The following is a 26,804-nucleotide window of genomic DNA, read 5'->3' as shown; positions in this document are numbered from 1 at the left end:
TTTTTAGACTCATATGATAAAGAAAATTTTCCTGTATTGTGCCCTGTTTGCAGCGGTTCCCGCTCATGGACAGTTTGTCGACAAAGTAAATACCATTATCGGTACGAACGGCATGGGGCATACTTTTCCCGGAGCATGTGTTCCCTTTGGGGCAGTACAAGTAAGTCCGGATACAGACACCATCCCACATAACGTGGGAGGTGTCTATCAACCGAGGGCATATGAATATTGTGCCGGGTATCAACATAAAGACAGCTCGATTGTCGGTTTCAGCCATACCCATTTCAGCGGTACCGGGCATTCCGATCTGGGCGATATTCTGCTGATGCCTACAACCGGCGCCCTCAAATTGAATCCGGGTACAGCTGTAAATCCCGATAGCGGTTACCGTTCCCGTTTTTCACATGATACCGAAGTTTCCCGTCCGGGCTACTATGAAGTAATGCTGGCAGACTATGGTGTCAAAGCACAACTGACTGCAACAAAGCGTGCAGGTATTCATAAATATACCTATCCCCAGGGAGCCAATCAACGGGTTATTCTGGATATGATTCATGGTATTTATAATTATGACGGTAAGGTGCTCTGGACAAATATCCGGGTGGAAAACGATACTTTGGTAACAGGTTACCGTATCACAAATGGCTGGGCTCGTACAAACTATACTTATTTTGCCATGTCATTCTCCAAACCGATTGTAAATTACGGTTGCGACGAGAAGGCAAAGGTTAATTACCGTGGCGGATATGGTAAGTTTAATATGAAGGAAAATTTTCCGGACATAGGCGGTCGTAAAATTGTTGCTTATTTTGATTTTGATCCCTCCGCTTCTTCCGACCTGGAAGTAAAGGTGGCTATATCCGGTGTCAGCACGGATGGTGCATTGAAGAACCTGCGTGCCGAAACTACCGGCAAGTCGTTTGAACAACTGGCCGCGTTGGCTGCGGACAACTGGAATGAGGCCTTATCTGTTTTGGATGCCAAAGGTAGCGACGACCAGATTACGATGCTTTATACCTCCTTGTACCATACCATGATTAATCCGTCTGTATACGGTGATGTAGACGGTCAATACCGTGGCGTGGACCTGAACATCCACCAGGCTGACGGATTTACCAATTATACTGTATTCTCTTTGTGGGATACCTACCGTGCTTTGCATCCGTTGTTTAATATTATCAACCGGGGTGTGAATACCGATATGGTTAAGTCGATGATGAAACATTGCGAACAGAGCGTGCATCATGCACTGCCTATCTGGAGCCATATGGGGAATGAAAACTGGTGTATGATTGGTTACCATGCTGTTTCCGTATTGTCGGATGCAATAGCTAAAGGACTTCCGATCGACAGGGAAGCTGCATTGAAAGCGATGGAAAGCAGCTCGAACGTTCCTTATTATGACGGCACGGCCGATTGGATTAAGTTAGGCTATGTTCCGCTGGAACGTTCCGGTAGCGCGGCTTCATTGAGCCTGGAATATGGTTATGACGACTGGGCGATTTATCAGGCAGCCAAGCTGTCTGGTAAAATGCAACTTGCCGACCGTTATTTGAAACGTACGGAAAACTATGCGAAGATATTCGATCCGGAAACCAAATATGCCCGTCCCCGCCATTCCGACGGAAGCTGGAAGAAAAACTTCAGCCTGCTGGATACACACGGTCAGGGTTTTATTGAAGGAAATGCCTTGAACTATTCGTTCTATGTTCCTCAGGATGTAAATGGAATGATACGTCTTATGGGTGGCGACAAACAGTTCGTTTCCCGTCTGGACTCTTTGTTTACCATGCACTTGCCTGCCGAGTTCTTTGCGCATACGGAAGATGTGACGGAAGAAGGTTTGCTGGGTGGATATGTACATGGAAACGAACCGAGCCATCATATTCCATTCCTTTACAACTGGACTTCACAACCGTGGAAAACCCAGTATTGGCAGCGTGAGATTATGAATAAGATGTACCGGAACAACATCGACGGTCTGTGCGGTAACGACGACTGTGGACAGATGTCGGCATGGTATATCTTCTCTGCAATGGGTTTCTATCCGGTTTGTCCAGGAACAGACCAGTATGTATTAGGGGCTCCGTATCTACCGTATATCAAAGTGCGTTTGGAAAACGGTAAGACTTTCGAGGTAAAGGCAGACAAGGTCAGCGATAAGAACCGTTACGTAAAAGCTGTCCGGCTGAACGGTAAACCTTATACAAAAGGATATATCACTCAGAAAGATATCATGGACGGGGGCGTTCTCGAATTCGATATGGCTTCTTCCCCGAATAAGAAACGGGTATTTACCGGAGAAAACCGTCCGTATTCTTTGACGGATGGAAAGGCGGTTGCTGATGCATCCGAACCTTGGAACTCTTATGATGTGGGGAAAGTGATTTTCAAGAATGTATCACCGGATACACGCGGTTCCGGGATTTATGCACAGATTATTCCTAATCCGGAAGCTTATATCCAGAAACATGCCCGCAAGGTATTGGAAACGCTTTATTTTTCACCGGAAGACAGTATTCCCGGCATTCGTGAAATACATTATACATTGAAAGACTATAAAGGTGTTTCAGCCAAAGACGGTGCACCTCCTTCAATCAGTATTGTATATAGCACGAGTTGGATTGAAAAGAGTTTCGGCCAGCGTGATACGGCAAAGGTGGATTATGAAACCCGCGGTGTATTATACCACGAACTGACTCACGGTTTCCAGCTGGAACCCCAGGGTATCGGAACATATGGTACAAACAAGACTTTCTGGGCTATGATCGAAGGTGTGGCAGATGCTGTCCGCTGTCTGAACGGTTGCTTTAAGGACGAAGACCGCCCTAAAGGTGGCAACTACAACGACGGATACCGTACAACCGGTTTCTTCTTTGCCTGGTTGACACATAATAAGGATAAGGATTTCCTGCGCAAGCTCAACCGCAGCACATTGGAAGTAATACCCTGGTCGTTTGAGGGTGGTATCCAATATGCTTTGGGAAAAGACCAGCATGTGGAAGATTTGTGGAAAGAATATCAGAAAGCGATGGGGGATATTTAAGATTCCCAATTGAATAGAGAGAGGGGTGTTGCAGGCGGCTTTGTCCTGCAACACCTCTTTTTTGTGGTCTTCATATATTAATGCCTAATGAATTTATTTTTTTTGATTATTTCAGAATGTTGGTATTTTACTCCAAATAATAACACTATTATAGTATAATCCCTTTTATGCTGACTTGAGCAATGATTATAAAAGCTGTTTTAGGAAGCATCTGGCTCTTTTTCAGAATAAAAAGGACGAAATTCTATCCGATTCGGTACCTTTTTACATTTCCTCCAAGGGTATTTTCAATTAGTAGCGGTACTAATTTCAACTATCCGCGCATAAAAAAACAATAATCTGCGCGGCAAAACACTTGTATTTTAACTTTAAAACATATATGTTTTGAAATCAAAGCATATATGTTTCGTTTTTAGATGTTATCGAGCATGGCAGCAGCTCTGGAATGGTTACGGAACCGAACCTGACGAAAATGTTAAATAGCTTACCTTATTCCATAAAATGCAACAATATGATTTGGTGTGAATGTCGCGGATTGAGAAATATAATGTCTGTATTAATCAGTGTTTTCCGCGTTATTTGCGTCAAAATAACAATTCTGTGCCCTGCCATTTCGTAATCATAAATCCTTTTATACCAACAGACCGGTAAGGCTAAACTTCGCGAGAGTGCCATATTCTCAATCTGTCCCGGAGATTACCTCATATAAGTAAAGCATAGATAGGGTATTTTGTCATTTTGTCAAAATGTTAGTCTTTATTTGAAGTACACTTTTTTGACATAATGTTTAACTTTGACGCTGCATCTCCACTTTTATACGAATGTGATGGAAACTCAGAAACCGATTTTATGGAATAGGAATTTCGTACAATGTTGCATTTCCTATTTCCTGATGAATTTTTCTTTTTATATGTTGATGCCGGTTTTGCCGCTTTACTTAGTGGAAGAATTAGGCATTACTACCTCGAATGTGGGAATCGCACTATCCAGTTATACGATAGGCCTGTTGTGTGTCCGCCCGTTCTCCGGATATTTGGTAGATTGTTTCTCCCGCAAGCCGCTTTATTTGTTTGCGTTTATTGCTTTTGCAACGATGTTTCTCGGTTATTTGTTTGCCGTGACCATGCTGACGATTATGGCTGTGCGCTTTCTGCAAGGAGGGTTTATGGGGCTTACTTCTGTTGCCGGCAATACGATAACCATAGATGTAATACCTTCCAGGCGGAGAGGAGAGGGGATGGGCTTTTATGGATTGACAATCAATCTTGCCATGTCGTTGGCTCCTCTGGTGGCAGTAGGGCTTTATGAAGAGTTTGGATTCCATATATTGGTATTGATAGCGCTGATAGCGGCATGGGCAGGCGTGGGTTCGGTTTGCCTGATTCGTTATCCGAAGCGGGAGAAAGTACCTGTGCCCCGTTTTTCTTTAGACCGTTTTATTTTGGTAAAAGCGTTGCCTGCAGCTTTATCCTATATACTGGTTGCTATTCCTTATGGCATGATTATTTCATTTGTCGTTTTATACGGGAAAGAAATTGATGTCCCTGACCCGGGATACTTCTTTATCTTCATGGCGGTAGGAGTGGGAACGGCGCGTCTGATATCCGGGCGTATGGTAGACCACGGAAAGATACATCTGGTAGCTGTAAGTTCTTTGATTTGTCTGTTGGTAACATTTGTTGTTTTTGCAACCTTCCATTCCGTTTTTGTCTTTTTTGCCTGCGCCCTGTTTATAGGCATCGGGTTTGGAGTAGGGGTTCCGGCCTATCAATGTCTGTTTGTCAATGTGGCTCCGCATAATATGCGGGGTACGGCTACATCCACTTATCTTACCTCATTTGATTTCGGTGTCGGTATAGGCATGCTTTCCGCCGGTTTTATAGCTTCACGTTTCAATTTATCCATGGCATATTTGGCAGGTGCCGCTTGTTGCCTGTTTTCCATATTCGTTTATTTCCGTATGGTAAAACCTTCTTATGAGAAGGAAAGATTGATTTGATGGGATAATTAGAAGTATATTTGTCCTACTTGATAATATGATTTAGGCACGGGTACCATAGTATCCGTGCCTAAGATAAAGTTTCAAGATGTTTTTAACATCTCTCCATTAAAGACTTAAAACCTATTTTAACCGTATAACGGGAGAATAAATAGCTTGGTCTGCACCATTAGCCAATACTCCGACGCGGGCAAACAGCGCTTTCGCATTGGCAACATCTTTATTATCGCTTACATCGGCATTCAGGTTTATAGCTCCCGGTGCAATATTGTCGAAATCCTTGCGGAAAACATTGTTTACGTCATCCGCAAACTGTGTTTTGCTTAATATCAGCATCACTTTGTTGATGGAAGCGGTAGGAACAATCTGATTGATTGTAAATGACGCATTCATTACCGAACCGGATACGGATAAGTTCGCATTGGAAATGGTAAAGAACGGAGTCACTTTGAGTTCCACTTCGGTACTACCGCTTAATGTTACGGTAGTTGTATCACGGGAATTCACCCATGGACCGTTACCGTCGCGGGTTACCATTTTATAGATACCGTCAAACAGTTCGGCGGAGAATGCACCATCTTGTCCTACATATACAGAAATAGGGTCGTGTTTGGCATATCCATCCTGGTAAAGCTGAATCTGGACAGCTTCTCCTGTTCCGCGTAAATTCAGGGCTTCCCCATTATATGTGATTTTACCGGTCAACATCGATTGTGGTGCATCATAATTATCTTTTCCGCAACCGGTGAATAAAATCAGCAATAAGACCAACGAAAAAATATTAGATATAATCTTCATCTTCTTAATGTTTTAAATTATTGATACGGGTTCTTTTCCAGTTTCGGGTTGTTGTTAATCCAACCTAAATCAAGGAAGTTATAATAATTCTGCGGTTTGAAATAACGGGCATTAGGCGACATGAATAAGAAATCTTCGATAAATACCCATTTCAGATTCGTATCGTTATTATCTGTTATTGTCAAATAAGGCCATAAGCGGCGGTGGCGTGCCTGTGGGTCATTATTATTTCCGTTCCAAACTTTATCGGCAAGACGCCAGCGTTTCATATCCCAATAGCGGTGATCTTCGAACGCAAATTCAACTCTGTATTCATGAACGATATTCTCGAATGTAACAGTTTGTAAATCCTTAACACCAGCTCTTCTTCTTATTTCGTTGATATAATTGGCAGCTTGTCCGTTGTTTAGTTCGAAAGAAGCTTCGGCAGCAATCATATAAGCTTCGGCAATACGGAAACGAGGCATCCACATTTCGGAACCACGGCCTCTGGTACCGGCAGAAGGAGTTTCATCAATGAATTTGCGAACATAAAAACCGGTTTTATTGATAAACTCTTCATTGGATTCTTTAGGACCATTGTATGCGGTAATAATATTACCTTGTGCGTCTTTTGAATCTAAATCGCCGGTAATAGTTTCCCATTTACCGTCAGCTTTTTGTTTTAATTGTCCTGTTTGCAGGATAACTTCCGAACCTTTCAGTTTTGCACCCGGATAAATAACAGTACCCCACAGACGAGGGTCACGATCTTTGAAAGGAGCATCTGCTGTTTCATAGAACTTGTAAGTGCCATCGGGGTTCGTTGTCTGTATTTTGCTTCCTAGTCCCGGAGTGGAAGTGTTGATTTCTTCATAATCTTCAACCAAGTTCAAAACAACGGCAATACGGCTGTTATCGATATCTTCTGCATGAGACTTGGGGGCATTGTTTGTTGTGAAACCGTGGGTTTGTCCCGGGTATTTGTAATCGCGTGCCCAGATAACTTCGGTATTGTTTTCTTTTACACAAACAGCTTCATAGAAGTTTAGCCCTTTATCGTCTTCCCGTTTATCCTGTAAGATATAAGGACTGTGCTGTATTACAGAGTCTGCTGCAGCTAATGCGATTCTATAGTATCCTTCGGCTTTGTCTGCAGGAATGCCGACAGCACCACCTTCTGTTTTAAGGGGGTTAGTCATCAGATTGTTGTATTTTGCTATGGAACCGGCATATACGGCAGCACGTGCAGCCAGCATTTTAGCAGCCCATACATTAGCCCGGGCTCCGTTTACCTGTTTTCCAGTCGGTAACATTTTAGCAACTTCCTGACATTCGCTGATGATATAATCGTATAGCTCGGCTTCGGTCGCTCTCGGTTTCTGTAATGTTCCCAGATCCATGCCCGGAGTATAATCGAAGATTTCATCTCCTACGATAGGCATACCACCCAATCCGCGGCACATATTAAAATAACACCATGCACGAAGGAAGCGGGCTTCACCTTCCAATGGAGCTTTTTCCTCTGCTGTTAGTGCTGTGGTATTACGTACTCCGTCCAAAAATTGATTGACGTCGCGAATAAAAGTATAGTCGTATACACGCCAGCGATCGTCTTCAAAAGTAGAACGCTGGTCCGGTCCACCGCTTGAGATGGCGGCTTCGTCTATTACGGCATAAGCATCCCAATCTGCTACATGTTGTCCCCATGTTACGCGACCGTAGTAATTTGCCAAAACAGACTTGATCATGATCGGGTCGTTGAATATCTGATCGTCAGTCATAATTTTGTCCGGTTCCCGGTCCAAAAAACCGTTGCAAGCAGTCATGGACAACATGAATGCTGCTGCTGCAGCTAAAAAATATATTTTCTTCATAACTGTTTAAAATTTAAGATTTAGACCAATATTAACAACACGTGTGGTAGGATATGCCAATCCGTTTCCTTCTGTTGTTTCAGGGTCGATACCATTCGCATTTGTCAATGTGAACAGGTTTGTGCCTGCTACATAAACTCTTAAATCTGAAATTAGAGCTTTTTGCAAGATATGTTTAGGAATCGTGTAACCGATTTCCAGGTTACGTAATTTCAGGTATCTTACGTTTTTCTTCCAGAATGTACTGTTCCAATAGTTACTGTGCGAGCTGTTACCGATCAATAACATCGGATATTTACCCGGAATCAGTTCACTGTTTGCATCCCATATATCAGACAGACGCCATGTATCTTCCATATAATATTGAGGGTTGTTACCTCCGTCATGGAACGGATTACGCTGTTCCCATTCCTGATACCATGAAGATAGAGCACCGCCGGTCAGGTCAAATGATAAATCGAATCCTTTCCAACCGAAAGCGAAGTTGAAACCGAAGTTCAGGATAGGAGTTGCATCCTGGCGGTAACCGATAGGACGTTCGTCCATGCCATTGATTACACCGTCACCGTTTACGTCTTTATAAATGATGTCTCCGGGGCGAAGTGTCTTGTTTCCCTGACGGTCGTTATCGATAGGATATGTAGCGATTTCCTCCCAACTCTGGAACTGTCCGATAGCTTCCAGTCCCCAGTTGATATAACCGAAACGTTGGTTGATAGAGTTACGGTATTCATCCCATGAGTTACTGAAACGTGGTTTGTATTGATCCCAGTCGTAGAAACGGGCATACGTCATGTTTGCTCCGATAGAATATGTGAACTCTTCAATTTGATCGTGCCAGCGAACAGCAGCATCGACACCGGTATGGACATCTGACTTCAGATTTTCCCAAGGCAGGTTGAAACCCACTTCGGAAGGTAATAATACGTCATAACGTCTGTCGGGCAGGCCATCGCGTTTACGACGGAAATAGTCGAACTGACCGGTCAGTCGGTTGTCTAAGAAAGCAACATCGAAACCTATATCCAGAATTTTTGCTTTAATCCATGATAGAGTTGTTACGGGTAGTCCGCGTGGACGGGAACCGATTGTGTATTTTCCATCGATCACAGAACCGCCGTCTTTGTAGTTATAACCTGGCAAGAAGTCATAAGGATTATAGTAATTTTTTGTTCCGTTATCTTCATAGGTTCCCAAATCGTCATCTCCAACTAAACCGTAAGAACCGCGAATCTTGAAGTCACTGAATATGTTATTCAATTTACTTTCTTTCCAGAATGCTTCTTCTGAGATTCTCCATCCGATAGAACCGGAAGGGAAGAAACCCCAACGGTGATCCGGCTGGAATTTCCAGGAACCGTCATAACGGGCGGAAAATTCAAACAGGTATTTGTTTGCATAGTCATAGTTGAAACGGCCTAACCAACCTAAACGGGCTTCCGTACGTACGCCGTCGTCATTGTAAGTATCCATTGTTTCATAATCAATCAGATGCAATGAGTTGGCTGTAGGTATGGAGTGTAACCATGAATAGGGCTTGTCTGTCTTTATTGCTTCCAGTCCGACTACGGCTCCTACTGTATGTTCTCCGAACTTTTTGTTGTATGATAACTGAACACTGGAGTTTACGGTTTCAGTATGACCGACCTGACGTTCGCGCCACGGGTTTGTATTTTCAAACATGACTGGGTAAGTGTCGGTTTCTTCATCATAACTGTATAGTTTGTAGGTGTATTCCTGATTGTTTTTATTTTGATAAGCTAAATAATAACCAACCAAAGCCTTTGCTTTCAAACCATCGATAATGTCATATTCGGCTGTTGCCTGTAACTGTGCTACGCGCCATGTTTCTTCAAATTTACCGGACAAATCGTATGTCAGCCATGCGAAGTTTGTTTCTGTACTGGATGAAGTTTGTGTCGGGTACTTCGGATTATCGTTCGCAAACGGACGTTTTGTCGGCAAGTTACGGTAAGTACCGAAGCGCGGCAACCAATAGTCATCCACACCGGGAACACCCGGGTTTACACGTTTTTCAATACGGCCGTTCATCGTAGCTCCAACTTTTAAACGGCTGTTGATTTGGGCATCGATGTTCATCTGTACGTTTGTACGTTCGAATCCGCCATAGTTTACAATCATTGCATCCTGGTTCAGGTGGCCGACAGATACATAGTAGTTGATTTTGTCTGAACCACCGGATATATTGGCATTAACATAGTATTGGGGAGCAGTTTCCCAGATGTAGTCATACCAGTCGAAAGGCACATAGCCTTTTTCAGTACCCTGAGTCCATTTTTCCAAATCCGTTTTACTGTAAGTATAATCCGTTTTGCCTTGTACGGTTTCTGACTGGATATAGTTGGTGATATAAGTGGTTGCATCTGCCGGTTTCGGGAATCTGGACATGCTTTGCCAACCGTAATAACCATTGATAGACACTGTATTCTTTGTGTTTTTTCTACCTTTTTTGGTTGTTACAACAACTACACCATTTGCAGCACGTACACCATAAATAGAGGCAGAGGCATCTTTCAGGATGGTGATATTATCAATATCATTGAAGTCAATGTTGTTGAACTGGCCTTCGTCAGACTGGATACCGTCGATTACGTATAACGGAGTACCCATGTTACGGATTTGCATGCTGGTTGATGCACCCGGGCGTCCGTCTGTCTGGCGTGTGTTCAAACCTGCAATTTTACCAACCAAGGCACCTGATGCGGTAGAAGCGACGGAACGGCTGATATCCTCACTTCCAACGGCAGTAATAGCACCTGTTAAAGTCGCTTTTTTCTGTGACAAACCGAAACCTGTTACAACCACTTCTTCCAGTGCTTGTGAGTCTTCTTTTAATGCGACTTTTATCTGGCTTCCCTTAGCAGCTACTTGCTGGGTGATATAACCGATAAAAGAAATTTCTAAAGTAGCGTTTGCCGGAACTTCCAATGAGAATTCTCCGTTTGCATCGGTTACGGTTCCGTTTGTGGTTCCTTTTTCAATAACATTAGCTCCGATAACCGGTTCGCCTAAGTTATCGACAACAACGCCTTTTATTATTTTCTGCTGTTGTGTTTCTGCTGTTGCAGAGGGGCCCGTAGTAGTACCCAGTTTAGATACTTTTTTTTCTGCCGGTAACAGAATAATCTGGTTGTTGGAAACTTCGTAAGTGAGTCCCGTGGATTTTAAAATGTTATTCAAAACTTCGCTGACTGTTTTATTTTTTGCATTTAAGCTCACCCGGTGGGATAAATCAACTTTGTTTTCATCATAGAAGAAAGAGTATCCACTCGCTTTCTCTATCTGGTTGAGTGCATCGCTCAACAATACATTTTCTAATTGAATAGAAATAGAACGGGCCTGACCTTTTGCATAGGTCGAACCATAGACGCTGGTTAACAAGCAAAAAATGCTAATAAACAGTGGAATTCTCCATATCTTTCCACTGACATAATAGAACATTCGTTTCTTCATAACTCCTGTTTTAAGATTTGTTTTTGAATAGATGATTAATTAAATGAAACTAAAAACTAAATAGGTGTTTTTTCATATTTACATTCTCATAGGCAACTTAGATTTAAATGATTTTACTTTCGTTTTATTCGAACTATGTTTTTTTCATCAAAACTGTATCGTATCGGATTGGCTCGTGCCATCAGACGGAGTATTTCTTCCAGCGGTTCGTTTTTAACTGAAAAAGTATATGCCTGATTCTCTGGTATTGATGGGTCCAATATGATCTTTACACCATACCATTTTGATAAAAACTTTGTTAGTTCTTTGATTGATTTTCGTTCGAAATGAATGGTTTCATTCGCCCACATGGCGGCGAATGCCACATCGCTTTTCCTGATTTTGATATTCCCGTCTTTTTTGGAATAAACAGCCTTTTCACCGGGTATTATTTCTTTTGTCATGGTGGCGCTTTTAACGGAAACGGAACCGGATAGCAGGCTTACGCTGACATCCGGTTTATTGTTTCTGGCTTCAACATTAAAGGCTGTACCATGGACTTTGACATCCAATCCTCCGCTTTTTACGATAAAAGGGCGCTTCGGGTCTTTTTTAACTTCAAAATAAGCCTCTCCGTTTAGTTTGACATTCCGGATTTTGCTCCATGCTGTAGCCGTATATTCTAAAGAGGATTCGGCATTCAGCCAGACATAAGTACCATCGGGCAGTATGACTTTGGATTTGCCCCCTAGAGAACTATAAGTTTGGGCTATTGTATTGGCTTGGAAATATTCGCTCGCCATATAACCTGTAGTGGACAGCAGGATAATAAGTAATATGGAAGCCACTCCGGATAGCCAGCGGAAATTCGTTAAAGAGAACTGGATTGTCCTGGGCTGGCTCTTCTTCATTCTTCGCTCCATCTTTACCCATAGGGCATCAGCATCCGATTTATAGTTGAGTCCATCTTGTATAATAGACATCCAGAGCGTTTCCAGTTCATTGTAAACACTCCGGTTCTTTTCTTCGGCAAGCCATAAGTTTAACAAGGTCTGCTCATCCGAAGAGATCTCGTCTTTGAACTTTTTTATAATAATATCCCAGGGTATACGTTTGTCCATATTTTTATTTTCTAGAGAGTGAGACTCAAAAAGGACAGGTACCCCTTAAATGAAAAGTGGTTTTTTTTGTATTTTTTTTGAAAAAACTTGTTTTTGGAGTAGAAATCAGTAACATAATCATCCTGTATATTATCCGGCTGCTTCCAAACCGGATATCATAAACTAAAGAAGCGTGGAAACTGTTGATATATTGACTTTGAGGCTCTGGACAGCCTTACGACCATATATACAACAGCCCACGCCCTTTATCTTGATATACAGATGATAATTCTGAATATAACAAGAAAAGAGCATGAACGTTTGCTGCTTTATCCGGTCGTAGTGAAATTGTCCAGATTCCAAAGTCGGATAATATCTTAAACGCTTATGCTTTTACTAAAATGATGTACATTGGAACAACGCTTTGCAAATCAATGTATGGTGCAAAGATAAGCGTAAGATTTTAATATCTTTTATATAAGACTCGAAAACTCCTGTTTACCCTTAAAACAAAGGTATAAATGATAAATAATGTTGTATATTTGCGGCGATTTTACAAATAATGAATAACACAAATATGAAACAACAGCTTAATCTGGTATCTAATGCTACCTTGAAAAGAAATGCCGTAGATTATACCTTAATAGTCATCGGCGCATTTTTGCAAGCATTGAGTTATGTGCTTTTCCTTGCTCCTTATAAGATTGTTCCCGGAGGAGTATATGGTATCTCTATTGTGATACATTATGTGACGAAAGGCTTATTTTCATTTATGCCGGAAGGATTGCCTATGGGGGTTACTGCGCTTTGCTTTAATATACCGCTGATGATCCTTGCCATGAAGAAAATAGGTTTATCGTCCGGTCCGAAAACGATTGTCACTTTTCTGTTGATTTCAATCTTTACAGATAGTTTATCCTATTTATGCGGAAGCCAGCCTCTGGTAGAGAATGATAGTTTTATTGCCTGTTTTTACGGAGGTGCCATATTGGGTATTGGGGTGACCTGTGTGTTCCGTGCTCAAAGTACCAGTGCGGGAACAGACGTATTGGCACGTGTCATTGCAAACAACTCGAACCTGAAAGTCAGTAATATGATTATAGTGCTCGATTCCGCTGTTGTTATGCTGGGTCTGATTGTATTCCGTGATTGGGCTGTTCCTTTGTATTCATGGTTCGCGATTTTCGTATATGGAAAGATTGTCGAGATGTTCCAGACTGAAAACCCCAACCGTGCCGTATTTATAGTCTCCAGGAAAACTCAGGAAATCAAAGATTTAATAGTCGGTAAAATGGGGATGCGGGGAACATTCCTGCATGGCCGTGGCATGTATGAAGGAAAAGAAAGAGAAATCATATTTACAATTGCAGAACGTAAAGACCTTCCCCGTTTGAAAGACGAAGTGAAAGATATAGACCCGCAGGCATTTATTTCAACCATGCATGCCAGTAAGGATGCTCCGCGTCCGGGTATCTGATTTGTTTAAAAAGCGAATTGAAAATTGAAAATTAGTTTCACTCTGTGACTCTTAAGGGGATTTAATTTTCAATTTTCAATTTCCAATTCTCAATTAATTCCTATCTTTGCGGCATTAAAAACTAACAGTAATAGTAATGCCTAATATTTCACAACGGGGAGTCAGCATGCCGGCTTCTCCTATCAGAAAGCTCGTTCCGTTAGCCAACCAGGCTAAGGCCAAAGGTCTCAAGGTGTATCATCTTAATATCGGTCAGCCCGATTTACCTACACCCGAAGTCGCGATGGAAGCGATGCGTCATGTGGACCGTAAGGTGTTGGAATATTCTCCCAGTGAAGGTATCCGTAGTTTCAGGGAAAAATTGGTGAAATATTATGCCAAATTCAACATCAATGTAGATGTAGACGATATTATTATTACTACAGGAGGTTCGGAAGCCGTATTTTTCTCTTTTATGGCTTGTCTGGATCCGGGTGACGAGATAATTGTGCCGGAACCTGCTTATGCCAACTATATGGCTTTTGCTATCTCATGCGGTGCTGTTATCAAAACAGTAGCTTCTACCATTGACGAAGGGTTTGCCCTTCCTTCCGTAGAAAAGTTTGAAGAACTGATTACCCCACGTACCAAAGCGATTCTGATTTGTAACCCGAATAATCCGACAGGTTACCTCTATACCCAAAAAGAGATGGACCAGATTCGTGATATGGTAAAGAAATACGATTTATTCCTGTTTTCGGACGAAGTATACCGTGAGTTCTGCTATACCGGTGCTCCTTATATTTCGGCATTCCATTTGAAAGGTATCGAGAACAATGTGGTATTGGTCGATTCCGTTTCCAAGCGTTACAGCGAATGCGGTATCCGCATCGGCGCACTGATTACCAAAAATAAGTTGGTAAAGGAAAACGTAATGAAATGGTGCCAGGCTCGTCTGAGTCCGCCATTGATCGGCCAGATTGTGGCAGAAGCCTCATTGGATACGCCGGAAGAGTATATGCTGGATGTCTATAACGAATATGTGGAACGCCGTAAATTCCTGATTGACGGCTTGAACCGTATTCCCGGTTGCTATTCTCCGATTCCTATGGGTGCTTTCTATACCGTGGCAAAACTGCCGGTGGATGATGCCGATAAATTCTGTGCATGGTGTCTGGGCGAGTTCGAGTATGAAGGACAAACCGTTATGATGGCGCCGGCTTCCGGCTTCTATACGACTCCGGGACTTGGCAGGAATGAAGTCCGTATCGCATATGTGTTAAAGAAAGAAGACCTGGCAAAAGCGCTCATTGTTCTTCAAAAAGCCTTGGAAGCTTATCCGGGAAGAGTAATGGAATGAACCTCGAATTATTCATTGCAAAAAGAATCCATTTTAGTAAGGAGGGAAACAATCAGGCTACCCCTCCCGTAGTCCGTATTGCCATTATCGGCATTGCGTTGGGACTGACTGTAATGATACTTTCCGTTGCGATAGTCATTGGTTTCAAGAAAGAAATACGCAATAAAGTCATCGGTTTCGGTTCCCATATCCAGATTACGAATTTCGATAGCAATACCTCTTACGAATCGACTCCGATAGCTGTGAGCGATTCGCTCCTGCAACATTTAAAATCATTTCCGGGTATTCGCCATGTGGAGGCTTTTGCCACTAAACCGGGCATTCTGAAAACAGATACGGATTTCCAGGGAATCGTGTTGAAAGGAGTGGATACGGATTATGACTGGACATTCTTCCGCAATAACCTGAAAGAAGGAGAAGTACTGTCATTGAGTCCAGATAAGGTATCGACAGATGTTGTGATTTCCCGTTACCTTGCAGACCTGCTGGGGCTGAAAGTGGGGGATTCTTTCCTGACCTATTTCGTACAGGAAGATGTCCGTGCCCGTAAATTCCATATTTCTGGTATTTACGAAACCGGTTTTCTCGACTACGATAAGATTTTTGTAATAACCGATATCCGGCAAATCCGTCGTCTGAACGGATGGGCGCAGGACGAAGTAAGTGGTCTGGAACTGTTGGTCGATAATTACAATCATCTCGACCAGACGGCAGAAGACCTCTATTTCGATATGGCGGAAAAGAAAGACCGGCAGGGAAACACTTATTATACCCGTTCCATTAAAGAAATGAACCCGATGATATTCGACTGGCTGGAAGTGCAGGACATAAATGTCGTTGTTATTCTGGTATTGATTTTGGCTGTAGCCGGTTTTACTATGATTTCAGGTTTGCTTATTATTATTCTGGAACGTACCAATATGATCGGCATATTAAAAGCATTGGGGCAGAACAATGCAAGCATCCGCAAAATCTTTTTATATATTTCATTCTTCCTGATAGGAAAAGGTATGCTTTGGGGAAATGTAATCGGCATTACATTGTGTGTGGTACAATCTTGTTTTCATGTAGTGAGCCTCGATCCTTCAACTTATTATCTGGATGCTGTGCCTATCGATTTGAATATCGGAGCACTTCTCCTTTTAAATCTGGGAACTTTATGTGCGGCAATGCTCATGATGTTGGGGCCGTCTTATCTGATTACGAAGATAGACCCGGCAAAAAGCATCCGGTTCGAATAACTTAAATCCAGGAAGTATAATCCCGCTTCCCTTTGAAATTCCTGTAAATATGGATGTATAAATCGTATGCAATCAGATTTATTTCCAGTAAAGGCAACCAGGCGGTCAATGGTCGCTGATGGAGCAGTATGGCTGCTTTACGGAATACATTTATTCTTACGGCACAGCGGATAATGAGCAATAGCCCTGCAAACAAAGCAACCAGCCAGTTCCCCAATATTCCTGTGACAATGGAAACTAAAGCGGCTATCAGGAATAGCAGGTACCCATATACTTCCATTTGGTAAAAGGCAAGTTGGAATCCTTTATAATAAGGCTGTGTGGCCGCGCGAGATACTTTTATCCCTTTCCAGGTTTCGTAGTCATCCATCTCTCCTGTTTCCATAAGGCTGTTTGCCGAATATTCCACCTGCGTATTTTCAGGAGTTGCCGCATTGTTGACAAACAGGTCGTCTGCCCCGGCATGGAGATTCAACGATTTGCTGAAACCCTTTTGGGAAAAGAATAATTCTTTGCGGTAAGAGAGGTTGCAGCCGTTGCCGGAGTAAGGATGCCGGGCGAGGGCTGAAGATAAATACCTGAGTCCGTTCTGTAAATTATCATAGGCAATCATTTTGTGCATCATGCCCTTGTGGAATGGATAGGAGCAAAACCCTAACCGGATTTCGGTTTGTTTGGCGTATCCCCTTGTCATGGAGCTTATCCACTGGTTACTTACCGGATGGCATCCCGATTCCGTAAAAAGCAACGTATCGTATTTAGCTGCTTTGATGCCCATGGTCAGTGCCAGTTTCTTGTGGCTCAGATATTGGGTGTCGTTGGGAACGAATGTATAATAGAGGTGTTTGTATTCGCTGGAGAGGATTTTCAATACATCTTCACTTTCATCGTCGGAACCGTCATTTACAACAATAACTTCATATTCCGGATAGTCCTGGGTAAGTAACGCAGGAAGGTTCTTTTTCAGATTTTCCGGTTCTCCGTGTGTGTATACGATAATAGAGACGGGGACATTTCTTCCGGTTGTTGTCCTTTCATCCCTTTCTGCATTTTTTATCGCACGGACCGGGCGTGCATAAGCAACCAGAGCATAAAGTAGCTGGATAACAAATAATCCCCCGGTAATGCAGGCCAGGCATATTTCAAGGGAAGAGAGTGTAAGTAAATTTTCGCTCATCGACTAAATAGTTGACAATTGACAATTGACAGGTGACAGTTAAAGTCGAGAATAATTGTCAACTGTCACTTGTCAACCGTCCACTGTTAAAGTGTGTCTGAATAATAAGCCTTCGGCAATTTCCGGCAGTTGTATTGGGAAGCCATTACCTCTCCATAGGCACCGGCTGAACGCAACGCTATCAGGTCGCCGCGATGGGCTTTATTCAGTTCTATATCTTTTCCGAAAACGTCGGACGATTCACAAATCGGACCAACCACGTCATAAGCTTCCACCGCATCGTTACTGGAAATATTTTCTATCCGGTGGTAAGCGTCATACATTGCCGGACGGATTAGTTCGGTAAAGCCGGCATCAAGAATACAGAAATTCTTTGTTTCCCCTTCTTTTACATAGAGAACTCTGGAGATCAGCGTGCCACATTGGGCAACGATAGAGCGTCCCGGTTCGAAATGTACCTGTTGTCCGGGGCGAACCTGCAACAGCTTGTTGAATACGGCAAAATAATTGTCGAATGCCGGAATTGGCAAATGGTTCGGATGGTAATAATCGATACCCAGTCCTCCGCCGAAGTTCAGGTTTTCAACAGACAAACCACGTGCTTCCAGTTCTTCCTGAATTTCGTTCACGCGGATAGCCAGCCCGCGGAAGGCGGAAAGGTCTGTGATTTGCGAACCGATATGGCAATGGATGCCGATTAATTTGATATGTTTCATTCCGGTAATCATATCCAGAACCTTTCCAAGCTGGCTCAGATTGATACCGAATTTATTTTCTTTCATACCGGTTGTAATCTTGGCATGTGTGTGGGCATCTACTTCCGGGTTGATACGCAAAGCTATAGAAGCTACTTTATTCTTCGCTTCAGCCAGTTCATTCAGTATTTCCAGTTCGGCGGCAGATTCGACATTGAAACAGAATATATCATTATCCAGTCCCAGGTTGATTTCCCAGTCGGCCTTGCCGACACCGGCAAAAACAATCTTATCGGAAGGAAAACCAGCGTCGAGAGCCGCTTGCACTTCGCCACCGCTTACGCAGTCCGCTCCCAAACCGTTTTCTGCTATGATAGAAAGGAGGCGTGGGTTTGCATTGGCTTTTATGGCGTAGTGAACATGATAACCATATTTTCCGGCTTCGGTTTTTACCATGTTGAGCGTTTCGTTCAATAGCTCAACGTTGTAATAATAGAAAGGCGTAGAAAGCGCCTTGAATTTTTCAATAGGAAAAGTTCCCTTTAGCATAGTTGATAGTTGAAGAGTGAAAACTGAAAGTTGAAAATAGAAAAACGGGAATTGAAAATGAATGGTTTATGTTGATTTTCAATTCCCGGTAAATCATTTTCAATGCTTAAAAAGATGATCGCTCAATGCCTGCAAAGCTTTCTTCTTATCGGAAGCTTTAATAAGCAGCGAAACATTATAATTACTTCCGCCGTATGAAATCATACGGACAGGTACTTCTTTCATTGCATGGACGATGCTGGCTTCAAAACCTACATTCTCCCATTCTAAGTCGCCTACTACACAAACGATAACCATATCTTCGTCTACGGTTACGGTTCCGTATTTTTTCAAATCGTCTACGATTTCTTCCAGATGTTTGCGGTTGTCGATAGTTACGGAAACGCCAACTTCGGAAGTCGTTATCATATCGATCGGAGTCTGGTAGTTCTCAAAGATTTCAAATACTTTGCGCAGGAAACCGGTAGCAAGCAACATACGTCCGCTCTTTATTTTGATGGAAGTGATATTGTCTTTGGCTGCCACCGCTTTGATTTTTCCCTTTTCGGTCATGTTTGAAATCATGGTACCCGGGGCTTCCGGCTGCATCGTATTCAGCAGGCGGACAGGAATATTATTCAGCTTTGCAGGCAAGATACAAGTCGGGTGCAGGATTTTTGCACCGAAATAGGCCAGTTCTGCAGCTTCTTCGAAATGCAGATGACGGACAGGCGTGGTGCCTTCTACAAAACGGGGGTCATTGTTGTGCATGCCGTCGATGTCTGTCCATATCTGGATTTCTTCGGCGCCGATAGCGGCTCCGATTAAAGAAGCGCTATAGTCGCTGCCACCGCGTTGCAGGTTGTCTATTTCCCCGTAAGCATTGCGGCAGATATATCCTTGTGTGATATACAATTCCGCATCGTTATGTTCGTCCAGCAGTTTTACAAGTCTTTCTTTGATATATACAGGGTCCGGTTCCGCATTCTTGTCCGTGCGCATGTAGTCCAGGGCCGGAAGCAGGACGGATTTAACTCCGCATTCGTTCAGGTACAGGTTCATCATTCCGGTAGAAATCAGTTCTCCCTGTGCCAATACCACTTTTTCTTCAAATAAAGTAAAGAGGTCTTTCGTAAAAGTGCGGATATAATCAAAATGAGATTTAATCAGTTCTTTGGCTTTCTGCTTATACTCTTCAGTACTGTAGAGCTCATCAATATGGCCATAATATTTCTGGGCCAGTTTATTGATGATTTCATTTGCTCCGTCCGGATTCTTCTTATACAAGTAGTCGGAGATTTCAACCAGTGAGTTGGTTGTGCCGGACATGGCAGACAAAACTACGATATTACGTTCTCCCGTAATCAGTTTCGCTACATCTTTTATTCTCTGTGCAGATCCCACAGAAGTACCGCCAAACTTTAAAACTTTCATTTTCTTTTACTGTATATTAAATTGTTCTTCTTCTCTTTAAATGCGTTGCAAAGTTACATAAAAAATCAATCCCCAACATCACTCAGGCAGGCATTCTCGCATTTAACTATACGAGCCGGATAATTATGAACCAATGTATAGTTGTGGGTGGTCATGATGACCGAGGTTCCCTTTTTCCGGATATCGTGGAGAAGTTGCACGATTTGTCCGCTTGTTTCAGGGTCCAGGTTACCTGTCGGTTCGTCGGCAAGTATCAGTACAGGGTCGTTCAGCAAGGCACGGGCTATTACGATACGTTGTTGTTCCCCGCCTGAAAGTTCGTGCGGCATTTTATATCCCTTGTCTTGCATGCCTACTTGTTGGAGAACCTCTGCAATGCGTTCGTTAATCTCGCTTTTTTTCTTCCATCCGGTAGCTTTCAGCACGAACTCCAGGTTTTTTAAAACAGAACGGTCGGTAAGCAGTTGGAAATCCTGGAAAACGATCCCCAGTTTTCTACGGAGATAAGGAATATCTTTCCGTTTCATCTTGCAAAGATTGTAATCCAGCAACCATGCCTCTCCCTGATTGATGGGGATTTCGCAGTATAAGGATTTCAACAGACTGCTCTTGCCGGAACCGACTTTTCCGATAACATACACGAATTCTCCGTTATGGAGAGTTAATGAAGCATCCTGCAGGATGGTGTTCTCGTCGCGGCAAATCTCCACATTTTCCAGTTTGAGCAGAATTGAATCTTCCATAAATATTTATTTAACCTTTATGTCTTTTCTTTAATTCACGTGCAAGGTCTTCCAGACGGAGCCCTTTGCTTGTCAGCAATACGATAAGGTGGTAAACCAGATCGGATGCTTCATAAATAAAACCGTCTTCGGTTCCGTTTGTTGCTTCGATAACGGTTTCTACCGCTTCTTCTCCGACTTTCTGAGCCATACGGTTCACGCCTTTCAGGAATAAAGAAGTAGTATAGGAACCTTCCGGCATTTCCTGGCGGCGTTGCTCGATGAAGTTCTGCAGGTATTTCAGGAACATGATATCTTCCACGTTCTTTTCTCCGAAACAAGTGTCGGAACCCGTATGGCAAACCGGTCCGGCGGGAATTGCTTTGATTAATAAAGTATCATTGTCGCAATCGGCAGTGATATTAACAACCTGTAGCGTGTTGCCGCTGGTCTCACCTTTCATCCATAAGCGGTTTTTTGTACGGCTGAAGAAAGTTACTTTGCCCGTTTCTTTTGTTTCTTCGTAAGCTTCTTCATTCATAAAACCTAACATCAACACTTTGTTCGTGTTGTAGTCCTGGACAATAGCGGGAATCAAACCGCCCATTTTTTCAAAATCTAATTTCATTTTTATATATGTATTATATTCTTACGTTGATACCTTCTTCGGAAAGGAATTGTTTTAACCCGTTGATACCTATTTCCCCGAAGTGGAACACACTTGCTGCTAATGCCGCATCGGCTTTGCCAAGTGTGAAGGCATCGCGGAAATGTTCCTGCTTGCCTGCACCTCCGGAAGCAATCACCGGAATATGCAGTTGTTTAGCCAAGTTTGCCAAGGCTTCATTTGCATAACCATCTTTTACACCGTCATGTGTCATACTGGTGAACAGGATTTCGCCGGCACCACGGTTTTCCGCTTCGGCAGCCCATTGGTACAAATGTTTTCCGGTCGGGATACGCCCTCCGTTCAGATAGCAAATCCAGTCCCCGTTTTCAAAGTTTGCATCAATGGCAACCACACACACCTGGCTGCCGAAATTCTTGGCAATTTCTTCTATCAAGTCCGGGTTTCGTAATGCAGCCGAATTAATCGATACTTTGTCGGCTCCTGCACTCAGCAGGCGGTCCACATCTTTCATTTCATTGATTCCTCCACCGACAGTGAAAGGAATACTGATATTTGCTGCAACCTTTTTCACCAGTTCCGTGAAGGTTTTACGTCCTTCGTGCGAGGCTGTAATGTCCAGATAAACCAGTTCATCCGCACCGTCACGGCTGTATTGGGCACCCAGTTCGACCGGGTCGCCGGCATCGCGAAAATTAACAAAGTTAATCCCTTTGACGGTTTTTCCATCTTTAATATCCAAACAAGGTACTATTCTTTTTGCCAGCATAAATTATTGTTTTCTTTTATCAGGTAAAACGAAGCAGGTCTTTCAATCGGATTCTACCTTCGTAAATTGCTTTTCCGAAGATAACAGACTGAATACCCGCCTCTTCCAGTTTCTCTATGTCTTGAATTGAGCTAACACCGCCACTGGCAATCAGGTACAGGAAAGGCAGTGCTTCTTTTATCTCCTTGTAAAGCTCTATGGCTGGTCCCTGTAACATGCCGTCGCGGCTGATTTCCGTGCAAATTGTTTTGGTAATGCCTTTATCGTAATATTCCCGGATAAAAGACACCAGTTCTTTATCCGTTGTTTCTTCCCATCCGCTGATGGCTATTTTCTTATCTTTGGCATCTGCGCCGAGAATAATTTTTTCGTTTCCGAACTTCTGTATCCAGGAAGTAAAGGTGGCGGGGTCTTTTACGGCAATGCTTCCGCCCGTTACCATTTGCGCCCCGCTTTCGAACGCAATTTCCAAGTCGCCTTCCTGTTTCAACCCACCTCCGAAGTCGATAATCAGGGAAGTGCGGGTGGCTATCCGCTCCAATACCCTGTAGTTTATGATTCGTCCCTGGCGAGCTCCGTCCAAATCGACCAGATGTAAACGGCGGATACCGTTTTCTTCGAACATCTTTGCTACTTCCAGCGGGTCTTCGTTATATATTTTCTTTGTATCGTAGTCTCCCTGTGTGAGACGTACGCATTTTCCATCTATCAAATCGATGGCAGGGATAAGCTCTATCATAAGTCTATAATTTTAAAAAGTTATTAAGTATAACCTCGCCTACGGAACCACTTTTTTCCGGATGGAACTGGGTGGCATAGAAATTATCTTTATGTAGAGAAGCGCTGAATGGAAGGATATATTCTGTAGTCGCTGCCGTATATTCGTTTACAGGTACATAATAACTATGTACGAAATATACGAATTTATTTTCCAATTCCTTGTTAAAGAGCCCGTCCTGTACATTCCTGATCGTATTCCATCCCATATGGGGAACCTTGTCTTCGTGCCTTTTGGGAACGAAAAGTTTTACTTCGGTATCGAATATACCCAGGCAATCAGCGTCTCCCTCTTCCGAGTGGCGGCACATCAACTGCATTCCCAGGCAAATACCAAGTACTGGTTGTTTTAGATTTTTAATCAGGCTGTCCAGTTTATTCTCTTTCAGGTGCTCCATGGTGGTCTGGGCTTCACCCACACCGGGAAAAATTACTTTGTCGGCTTTACATAATATTTCCGGGTCTGCTGTAATGGTCGGCTCGATGCCCAACCGTTTTAGAGCATAGCTTACTGAATATATGTTTCCGGCATTGTATTTGACAATGGCAACGTTCATCGTTCTTCCAAGTTTTTTGTATTGAGCTGCAAAACTAACAAATTATAACGACATACGGACGTCTGCTTTATGAAAAGTTGCGGAAGGAATGTTATTTGTGATAAATTGACTGTATGATGTCTTGTCCCTTTGAAACGACAATCTTCATTTCTCTATTTGATTCATAGTTATGGTTTTTTCAATTCATAGTTATGATTTGGAAAAACCATAACTATGAGTCGGGAAAAACTGTATTGGATATTTTATATTCATCAATCTATATGCTAAATTAAAAATCATGAGAAAATTAATTTCATTGATGTTGTTTATGATGATCGTCGTAGGCTGTGAGAAGGATGATACAGTCATCTCAGAGTACATTGTTATGTTTAACATGCAGGGAGGCAGTAACATTGATGTCCGGAAGGTTATAGAATATTAAAAAGCGATAAGGCCGCAAGATCCGATAAAAGAGAATTACATCTTCTCCTGTTGGTACAAAGGAGCCGCATGTACAGACTCATGGGAATTCAGAACGGATGTAGTAAATGAAATGGAACCGGTTTCTGTCAAAGTCAATGAGAAACTCATCAAGCCATTTAATCCTGTTAAGCTTGGTTTTGAGTTCGGGGGGTGGCATTCTGATGTAGAAAAACAGATTGTATATGATTTTAATGCTCCTGTAACAGGTGATATGACTCTTTATGCCAAATCAATCGGCGGTGAAGGTGTACTGGCTGGTATTTTGAAAGTCGGTGCGGCTGTAGACAATAAAATAAGTATGGAAGTAAATACACCAGTTCAGAATCTGAAAGTTCGGTTTTACTGCGACAAATAATACAACCCAGACTGTTACTGATATAACCGGTGTCCGGGCATTAGGTTTTCTAATCGTTCAGGGTGCTCTTGTCAACATGAGTGATAGTGTATAAGTATCCGAAGAAATTGTCGGACGGATAAAAGGGATGGTTGGTTTTAGGGAGGAACCGACCTTTTGTTGCGCTGGTATTCCATTCAATCTTCCCATCAGGCAAGTTTGTTTCTTTTAATCTTTGATTACCCCTATATGTTGGGCAGTTGTGCAGTACCTGTCGCGTATCCCTGAGGCTGAACTATTGCAGGATTTTCTGTAAGTGGTAGGGCAAATAAGGTTTCCTGTAGAGGAAAAAGGGAAGAGATAGAAAAAATCCATCGCGTGTACGTGTACCATTAATAACCGTTCGTTATGTTAAAAAAAAGATGAAAAAAAGTAGTAGAAATATTTGGAAGATATGTTCCACAACACTACTTTTGCACCCGCATTCGAGAGAGAACGGCGTAATAGGACATGATGGAGGAGAGGTAAGATAAATCAAGAGCAGGGGATGAGGTTAGCCAGTCTAAGCAATATGTCCAACCACTTCTGAGAGTCGGAGAAAAAACTTCAAATATTTTTGCCGAAAAATTTGGCAGATAAAAAAAACTCCTTACCTTTGCAGCCGCAATCGCAAAACAAACGAAAGCAAAAGTTCTTTGAAAGATTTACATATCAACTAAAGTAGTACAAGAAAACGTAGAAATACGAACATACCGTCAAGGAAAAGAGACTACGATAAAAAGGATAGTTATATTCTGGGCAAGACAAACAAAATTAACAACGAAGAGTTTGATCCTGGCTCAGGATGAACGCTAGCGACAGGCTTAACACATGCAAGTCGAGGGGCAGCACAGGTAGCAATACCGGGTGGCGACCGGCGCACGGGTGAGTAACGCGTATGCAACTTACCTATCAGAGGGGGATAGCCCGGCGAAAGTCGGATTAATACCCCATAAAACAGGGGTCCCGCATGGGAATATTTGTTAAAGATTCATCGCTGATAGATAGGCATGCGTTCCATTAGGCAGTTGGCGGGGTAACGGCCCACCAAACCGACGATGGATAGGGGTTCTGAGAGGAAGGTCCCCCACATTGGTACTGAGACACGGACCAAACTCCTACGGGAGGCAGCAGTGAGGAATATTGGTCAATGGGCGCGAGCCTGAACCAGCCAAGTCGCGTGAAGGATGAAGGTTCTATGGATTGTAAACTTCTTTTATATGGGAATAAAATGCGGGACGTGTCCCGTTTTGTATGTACCGTATGAATAAGCATCGGCTAACTCCGTGCCAGCAGCCGCGGTAATACGGAGGATGCGAGCGTTATCCGGATTTATTGGGTTTAAAGGGTGCGTAGGTCGTAATTTAAGTCAGCGGTGAAAGTTTGTGGCTCAACCATAAAATTGCCGTTGAAACTGGATTACTTGAGTGTGTTTGAGGTAGGCGGAATGCGTGGTGTAGCGGTGAAATGCATAGATATCACGCAGAACTCCGATTGCGAAGGCAGCTTACTAAACCATAACTGACACTGAAGCACGAAAGCGTGGGGATCAAACAGGATTAGATACCCTGGTAGTCCACGCAGTAAACGATGATTACTAGGAGTTTGCGATACAATGTAAGCTCTACAGCGAAAGCGTTAAGTAATCCACCTGGGGAGTACGCCGGCAACGGTGAAACTCAAAGGAATTGACGGGGGCCCGCACAAGCGGAGGAACATGTGGTTTAATTCGATGATACGCGAGGAACCTTACCCGGGTTTGAACGCATTTGGACCGGGGTGGAAACACCCTTTCTAGCAATAGCCATTTGCGAGGTGCTGCATGGTTGTCGTCAGCTCGTGCCGTGAGGTGTCGGCTTAAGTGCCATAACGAGCGCAACCCTTATCACTAGTTACTAACAGGTCAAGCTGAGGACTCTGGTGAGACTGCCAGCGTAAGCTGTGAGGAAGGTGGGGATGACGTCAAATCAGCACGGCCCTTACATCCGGGGCGACACACGTGTTACAATGGTGGGGACAAAGGGCAGCTACCTGGCGACAGGATGCCAATCTCCAAACCCCATCTCAGTTCGGATCGAAGTCTGCAACCCGACTTCGTGAAGCTGGATTCGCTAGTAATCGCGCATCAGCCATGGCGCGGTGAATACGTTCCCGGGCCTTGTACACACCGCCCGTCAAGCCATGGGAGCCGGGGGTACCTGAAGTCCGTAACCGCAAGGATCGGCCTAGGGTAAAACTGGTGACTGGGGCTAAGTCGTAACAAGGTAGCCGTACCGGAAGGTGCGGCTGGAACACCTCCTTTCTGGAGCACAGAGATATGACTATGGTGGTCTCATAAACAAGACAGTATGTTCTTGTACTACGGTTGAATAT

Annotated in this window: 19 protein-coding genes, 1 rRNA gene and 2 pseudogenes; 10 read left to right on the top strand and 12 right to left on the bottom strand. The window is 43.2% G+C overall.

Features of this window, described 5'->3' with window-relative positions:
- Nucleotides 1-13: 13 nt before the first annotated feature.
- The 3 genes and pseudogenes from ACGE0T_RS16125 to ACGE0T_RS16115 form a co-directional block, all read left to right on the top strand.
- Nucleotides 14-2,329, top strand: a pseudogene (locus ACGE0T_RS16125) (GH92 family glycosyl hydrolase); the annotation flags it as partial.
- Nucleotides 2,330-2,374: 45 nt separating this feature from the next.
- On the top strand, nt 2,375-3,046 hold the full coding sequence (locus ACGE0T_RS16120) for a basic secretory protein-like protein (protein WP_459190493.1): 672 nt from the start codon (nt 2,375-2,377) through the stop codon (nt 3,044-3,046).
- Nucleotides 3,047-3,872: 826 nt separating this feature from the next.
- Nucleotides 3,873-5,045 carry an MFS transporter gene (locus ACGE0T_RS16115; protein WP_459187624.1) on the top strand — a complete coding sequence of 391 codons (1,173 nt, stop codon included), beginning with the start codon at nt 3,873-3,875 and terminating at the stop codon, nt 5,043-5,045.
- Nucleotides 5,046-5,168: 123 nt separating this feature from the next.
- On the opposite strand, the gene ACGE0T_RS16110 is transcribed toward ACGE0T_RS16115, so the two are convergent.
- The 4 genes from ACGE0T_RS16110 to ACGE0T_RS16095 all read right to left on the bottom strand — a co-directional run bounded on the left by ACGE0T_RS16110 (nt 5,169) and on the right by ACGE0T_RS16095 (nt 12,273).
- Entirely contained in the window at nt 5,169-5,843 is a 675-nt protein-coding gene (locus ACGE0T_RS16110; RefSeq protein ID WP_459187623.1) for a DUF3823 domain-containing protein, read from the bottom strand.
- A gap of 17 nt (nt 5,844-5,860) precedes the next feature.
- The gene (locus ACGE0T_RS16105) at nt 5,861-7,699 is read right to left on the bottom strand and encodes a RagB/SusD family nutrient uptake outer membrane protein (protein ID WP_459187622.1); all 1,839 of its coding nucleotides are present in this window, start codon (nt 7,697-7,699) and stop codon (nt 5,861-5,863) included.
- A gap of 6 nt (nt 7,700-7,705) precedes the next feature.
- Complete coding sequence (locus tag ACGE0T_RS16100) at nt 7,706-11,173, bottom strand: TonB-dependent receptor (protein ID WP_459187621.1); 3,468 nt, start codon at nt 11,171-11,173, stop codon at nt 7,706-7,708.
- A 113-nt stretch (nt 11,174-11,286) separates the two neighbouring features.
- Nucleotides 11,287-12,273, bottom strand: a complete 987-nt coding sequence (locus ACGE0T_RS16095) for a FecR family protein (RefSeq protein ID WP_459187620.1) — start codon at nt 12,271-12,273, stop codon at nt 11,287-11,289.
- Between the two features lie 556 nt (nt 12,274-12,829).
- Between ACGE0T_RS16095 and ACGE0T_RS16090 the strand changes: the two genes are divergently transcribed.
- The 3 genes from ACGE0T_RS16090 to ACGE0T_RS16080 all read left to right on the top strand — a co-directional run bounded on the left by ACGE0T_RS16090 (nt 12,830) and on the right by ACGE0T_RS16080 (nt 16,309).
- Nucleotides 12,830-13,729: a YitT family protein gene (locus ACGE0T_RS16090; RefSeq protein ID WP_459187619.1), complete on the top strand. Its 900-nt coding sequence runs from the start codon at nt 12,830-12,832 to the stop codon at nt 13,727-13,729.
- 136 nt (nt 13,730-13,865) lie between these two features.
- Nucleotides 13,866-15,068: a pyridoxal phosphate-dependent aminotransferase gene (locus ACGE0T_RS16085; protein WP_459187618.1), complete on the top strand. Its 1,203-nt coding sequence runs from the start codon at nt 13,866-13,868 to the stop codon at nt 15,066-15,068.
- Nucleotides 15,065-16,309, top strand: a complete 1,245-nt coding sequence (locus tag ACGE0T_RS16080) for an ABC transporter permease (protein WP_459187617.1) — start codon at nt 15,065-15,067, stop codon at nt 16,307-16,309. The genes ACGE0T_RS16085 and ACGE0T_RS16080 overlap by 4 nt, the downstream gene beginning before the upstream one ends.
- A 1-nt stretch (nt 16,310) precedes the next feature.
- On the opposite strand, the gene ACGE0T_RS16075 is transcribed toward ACGE0T_RS16080, so the two are convergent.
- From ACGE0T_RS16075 to hisH, 8 genes are all read right to left on the bottom strand, one after another.
- Complete coding sequence (locus ACGE0T_RS16075; protein ID WP_459187616.1) at nt 16,311-17,486, bottom strand: glycosyltransferase; 1,176 nt, start codon at nt 17,484-17,486, stop codon at nt 16,311-16,313.
- A gap of 86 nt (nt 17,487-17,572) precedes the next feature.
- A complete protein-coding gene (lysA, locus tag ACGE0T_RS16070) occupies nt 17,573-18,730 on the bottom strand; it encodes a diaminopimelate decarboxylase (RefSeq protein ID WP_459187615.1) in 1,158 nt (385 codons plus the stop codon).
- Between the two features lie 99 nt (nt 18,731-18,829).
- A complete protein-coding gene (locus tag ACGE0T_RS16065) occupies nt 18,830-20,143 on the bottom strand; it encodes an aspartate kinase (RefSeq protein ID WP_459187614.1) in 1,314 nt (437 codons plus the stop codon).
- Between the two features lie 65 nt (nt 20,144-20,208).
- Nucleotides 20,209-20,886 (bottom strand): cell division ATP-binding protein FtsE, encoded by a 678-nt coding sequence (locus ACGE0T_RS16060; RefSeq protein ID WP_459187613.1) that lies wholly within the window; start codon nt 20,884-20,886, stop codon nt 20,209-20,211.
- Between the two features lie 10 nt (nt 20,887-20,896).
- A complete protein-coding gene (gene hisIE / locus ACGE0T_RS16055; RefSeq protein ID WP_459187612.1) occupies nt 20,897-21,493 on the bottom strand; it encodes a bifunctional phosphoribosyl-AMP cyclohydrolase/phosphoribosyl-ATP diphosphatase HisIE in 597 nt (198 codons plus the stop codon).
- A 13-nt stretch (nt 21,494-21,506) separates the two neighbouring features.
- Nucleotides 21,507-22,262 (bottom strand): imidazole glycerol phosphate synthase subunit HisF, encoded by a 756-nt coding sequence (gene hisF, locus ACGE0T_RS16050; RefSeq protein WP_459187611.1) that lies wholly within the window; start codon nt 22,260-22,262, stop codon nt 21,507-21,509.
- A gap of 19 nt (nt 22,263-22,281) precedes the next feature.
- Nucleotides 22,282-23,001, bottom strand: a complete 720-nt coding sequence (gene hisA, locus ACGE0T_RS16045) for a 1-(5-phosphoribosyl)-5-[(5-phosphoribosylamino)methylideneamino]imidazole-4-carboxamide isomerase (protein WP_459187610.1) — start codon at nt 22,999-23,001, stop codon at nt 22,282-22,284.
- Between the two features lie 4 nt (nt 23,002-23,005).
- A complete protein-coding gene (hisH, locus tag ACGE0T_RS16040) occupies nt 23,006-23,596 on the bottom strand; it encodes an imidazole glycerol phosphate synthase subunit HisH (protein ID WP_459187609.1) in 591 nt (196 codons plus the stop codon).
- Between the two features lie 277 nt (nt 23,597-23,873).
- On the opposite strand from hisH, the gene ACGE0T_RS16035 reads away from it, so the two are divergent.
- The 4 genes and pseudogenes from ACGE0T_RS16035 (at nt 23,874) to ACGE0T_RS16020 (ending at nt 26,733) form a co-directional block, all read left to right on the top strand.
- Nucleotides 23,874-24,017: a hypothetical protein gene (locus ACGE0T_RS16035; RefSeq protein ID WP_459187608.1), complete on the top strand. Its 144-nt coding sequence runs from the start codon at nt 23,874-23,876 to the stop codon at nt 24,015-24,017.
- A 6-nt stretch (nt 24,018-24,023) separates the two neighbouring features.
- Nucleotides 24,024-24,110: pseudogene (locus tag ACGE0T_RS16030) on the top strand (InlB B-repeat-containing protein); the annotation flags it as partial.
- A gap of 18 nt (nt 24,111-24,128) precedes the next feature.
- A complete protein-coding gene (locus ACGE0T_RS16025; protein ID WP_459187607.1) occupies nt 24,129-24,413 on the top strand; it encodes an InlB B-repeat-containing protein in 285 nt (94 codons plus the stop codon).
- A gap of 795 nt (nt 24,414-25,208) precedes the next feature.
- Nucleotides 25,209-26,733, top strand: a 16S ribosomal RNA gene (locus tag ACGE0T_RS16020).
- Nucleotides 26,734-26,804: the final 71 nt, after the last annotated feature.

The organism is Parabacteroides sp. APC149_11_2_Y6, from assembly GCF_054506995.1.
Note: the sequence above shows the minus strand (reverse complement) of the source record. Positions and strands in the feature narration are given on the sequence as shown.

What these genes read in the sequence shown, in the direction of transcription:
- ACGE0T_RS16115 (WP_459187624.1), top strand. Translation starts at nt 3,873, where the DNA reads ATGGAAACTCAGAAACCGATTTTATGGAATAGGAATTTCGTACAATGT.
- ACGE0T_RS16110 (WP_459187623.1), bottom strand. Translation starts at nt 5,843, where the DNA reads ATGAAGATTATATCTAATATTTTTTCGTTGGTCTTATTGCTGATTTTA.
- ACGE0T_RS16105 (WP_459187622.1), bottom strand. Translation starts at nt 7,699, where the DNA reads ATGAAGAAAATATATTTTTTAGCTGCAGCAGCAGCATTCATGTTGTCC.
- ACGE0T_RS16100 (WP_459187621.1), bottom strand. Translation starts at nt 11,173, where the DNA reads ATGAAGAAACGAATGTTCTATTATGTCAGTGGAAAGATATGGAGAATT.
- ACGE0T_RS16095 (WP_459187620.1), bottom strand. Translation starts at nt 12,273, where the DNA reads ATGGACAAACGTATACCCTGGGATATTATTATAAAAAAGTTCAAAGAC.
- ACGE0T_RS16090 (WP_459187619.1), top strand. Translation starts at nt 12,830, where the DNA reads ATGAAACAACAGCTTAATCTGGTATCTAATGCTACCTTGAAAAGAAAT.
- ACGE0T_RS16085 (WP_459187618.1), top strand. Translation starts at nt 13,866, where the DNA reads ATGCCTAATATTTCACAACGGGGAGTCAGCATGCCGGCTTCTCCTATC.
- ACGE0T_RS16080 (WP_459187617.1), top strand. Translation starts at nt 15,065, where the DNA reads ATGAACCTCGAATTATTCATTGCAAAAAGAATCCATTTTAGTAAGGAG.
- ACGE0T_RS16075 (WP_459187616.1), bottom strand. Translation starts at nt 17,486, where the DNA reads ATGAGCGAAAATTTACTTACACTCTCTTCCCTTGAAATATGCCTGGCC.
- lysA (WP_459187615.1), bottom strand. Translation starts at nt 18,730, where the DNA reads ATGCTAAAGGGAACTTTTCCTATTGAAAAATTCAAGGCGCTTTCTACG.
- ACGE0T_RS16065 (WP_459187614.1), bottom strand. Translation starts at nt 20,143, where the DNA reads ATGAAAGTTTTAAAGTTTGGCGGTACTTCTGTGGGATCTGCACAGAGA.
- ACGE0T_RS16060 (WP_459187613.1), bottom strand. Translation starts at nt 20,886, where the DNA reads ATGGAAGATTCAATTCTGCTCAAACTGGAAAATGTGGAGATTTGCCGC.
- hisIE (WP_459187612.1), bottom strand. Translation starts at nt 21,493, where the DNA reads ATGAAATTAGATTTTGAAAAAATGGGCGGTTTGATTCCCGCTATTGTC.
- hisF (WP_459187611.1), bottom strand. Translation starts at nt 22,262, where the DNA reads ATGCTGGCAAAAAGAATAGTACCTTGTTTGGATATTAAAGATGGAAAA.
- hisA (WP_459187610.1), bottom strand. Translation starts at nt 23,001, where the DNA reads ATGATAGAGCTTATCCCTGCCATCGATTTGATAGATGGAAAATGCGTA.
- hisH (WP_459187609.1), bottom strand. Translation starts at nt 23,596, where the DNA reads ATGAACGTTGCCATTGTCAAATACAATGCCGGAAACATATATTCAGTA.
- ACGE0T_RS16035 (WP_459187608.1), top strand. Translation starts at nt 23,874, where the DNA reads ATGAGAAAATTAATTTCATTGATGTTGTTTATGATGATCGTCGTAGGC.
- ACGE0T_RS16025 (WP_459187607.1), top strand. Translation starts at nt 24,129, where the DNA reads ATGGAACCGGTTTCTGTCAAAGTCAATGAGAAACTCATCAAGCCATTT.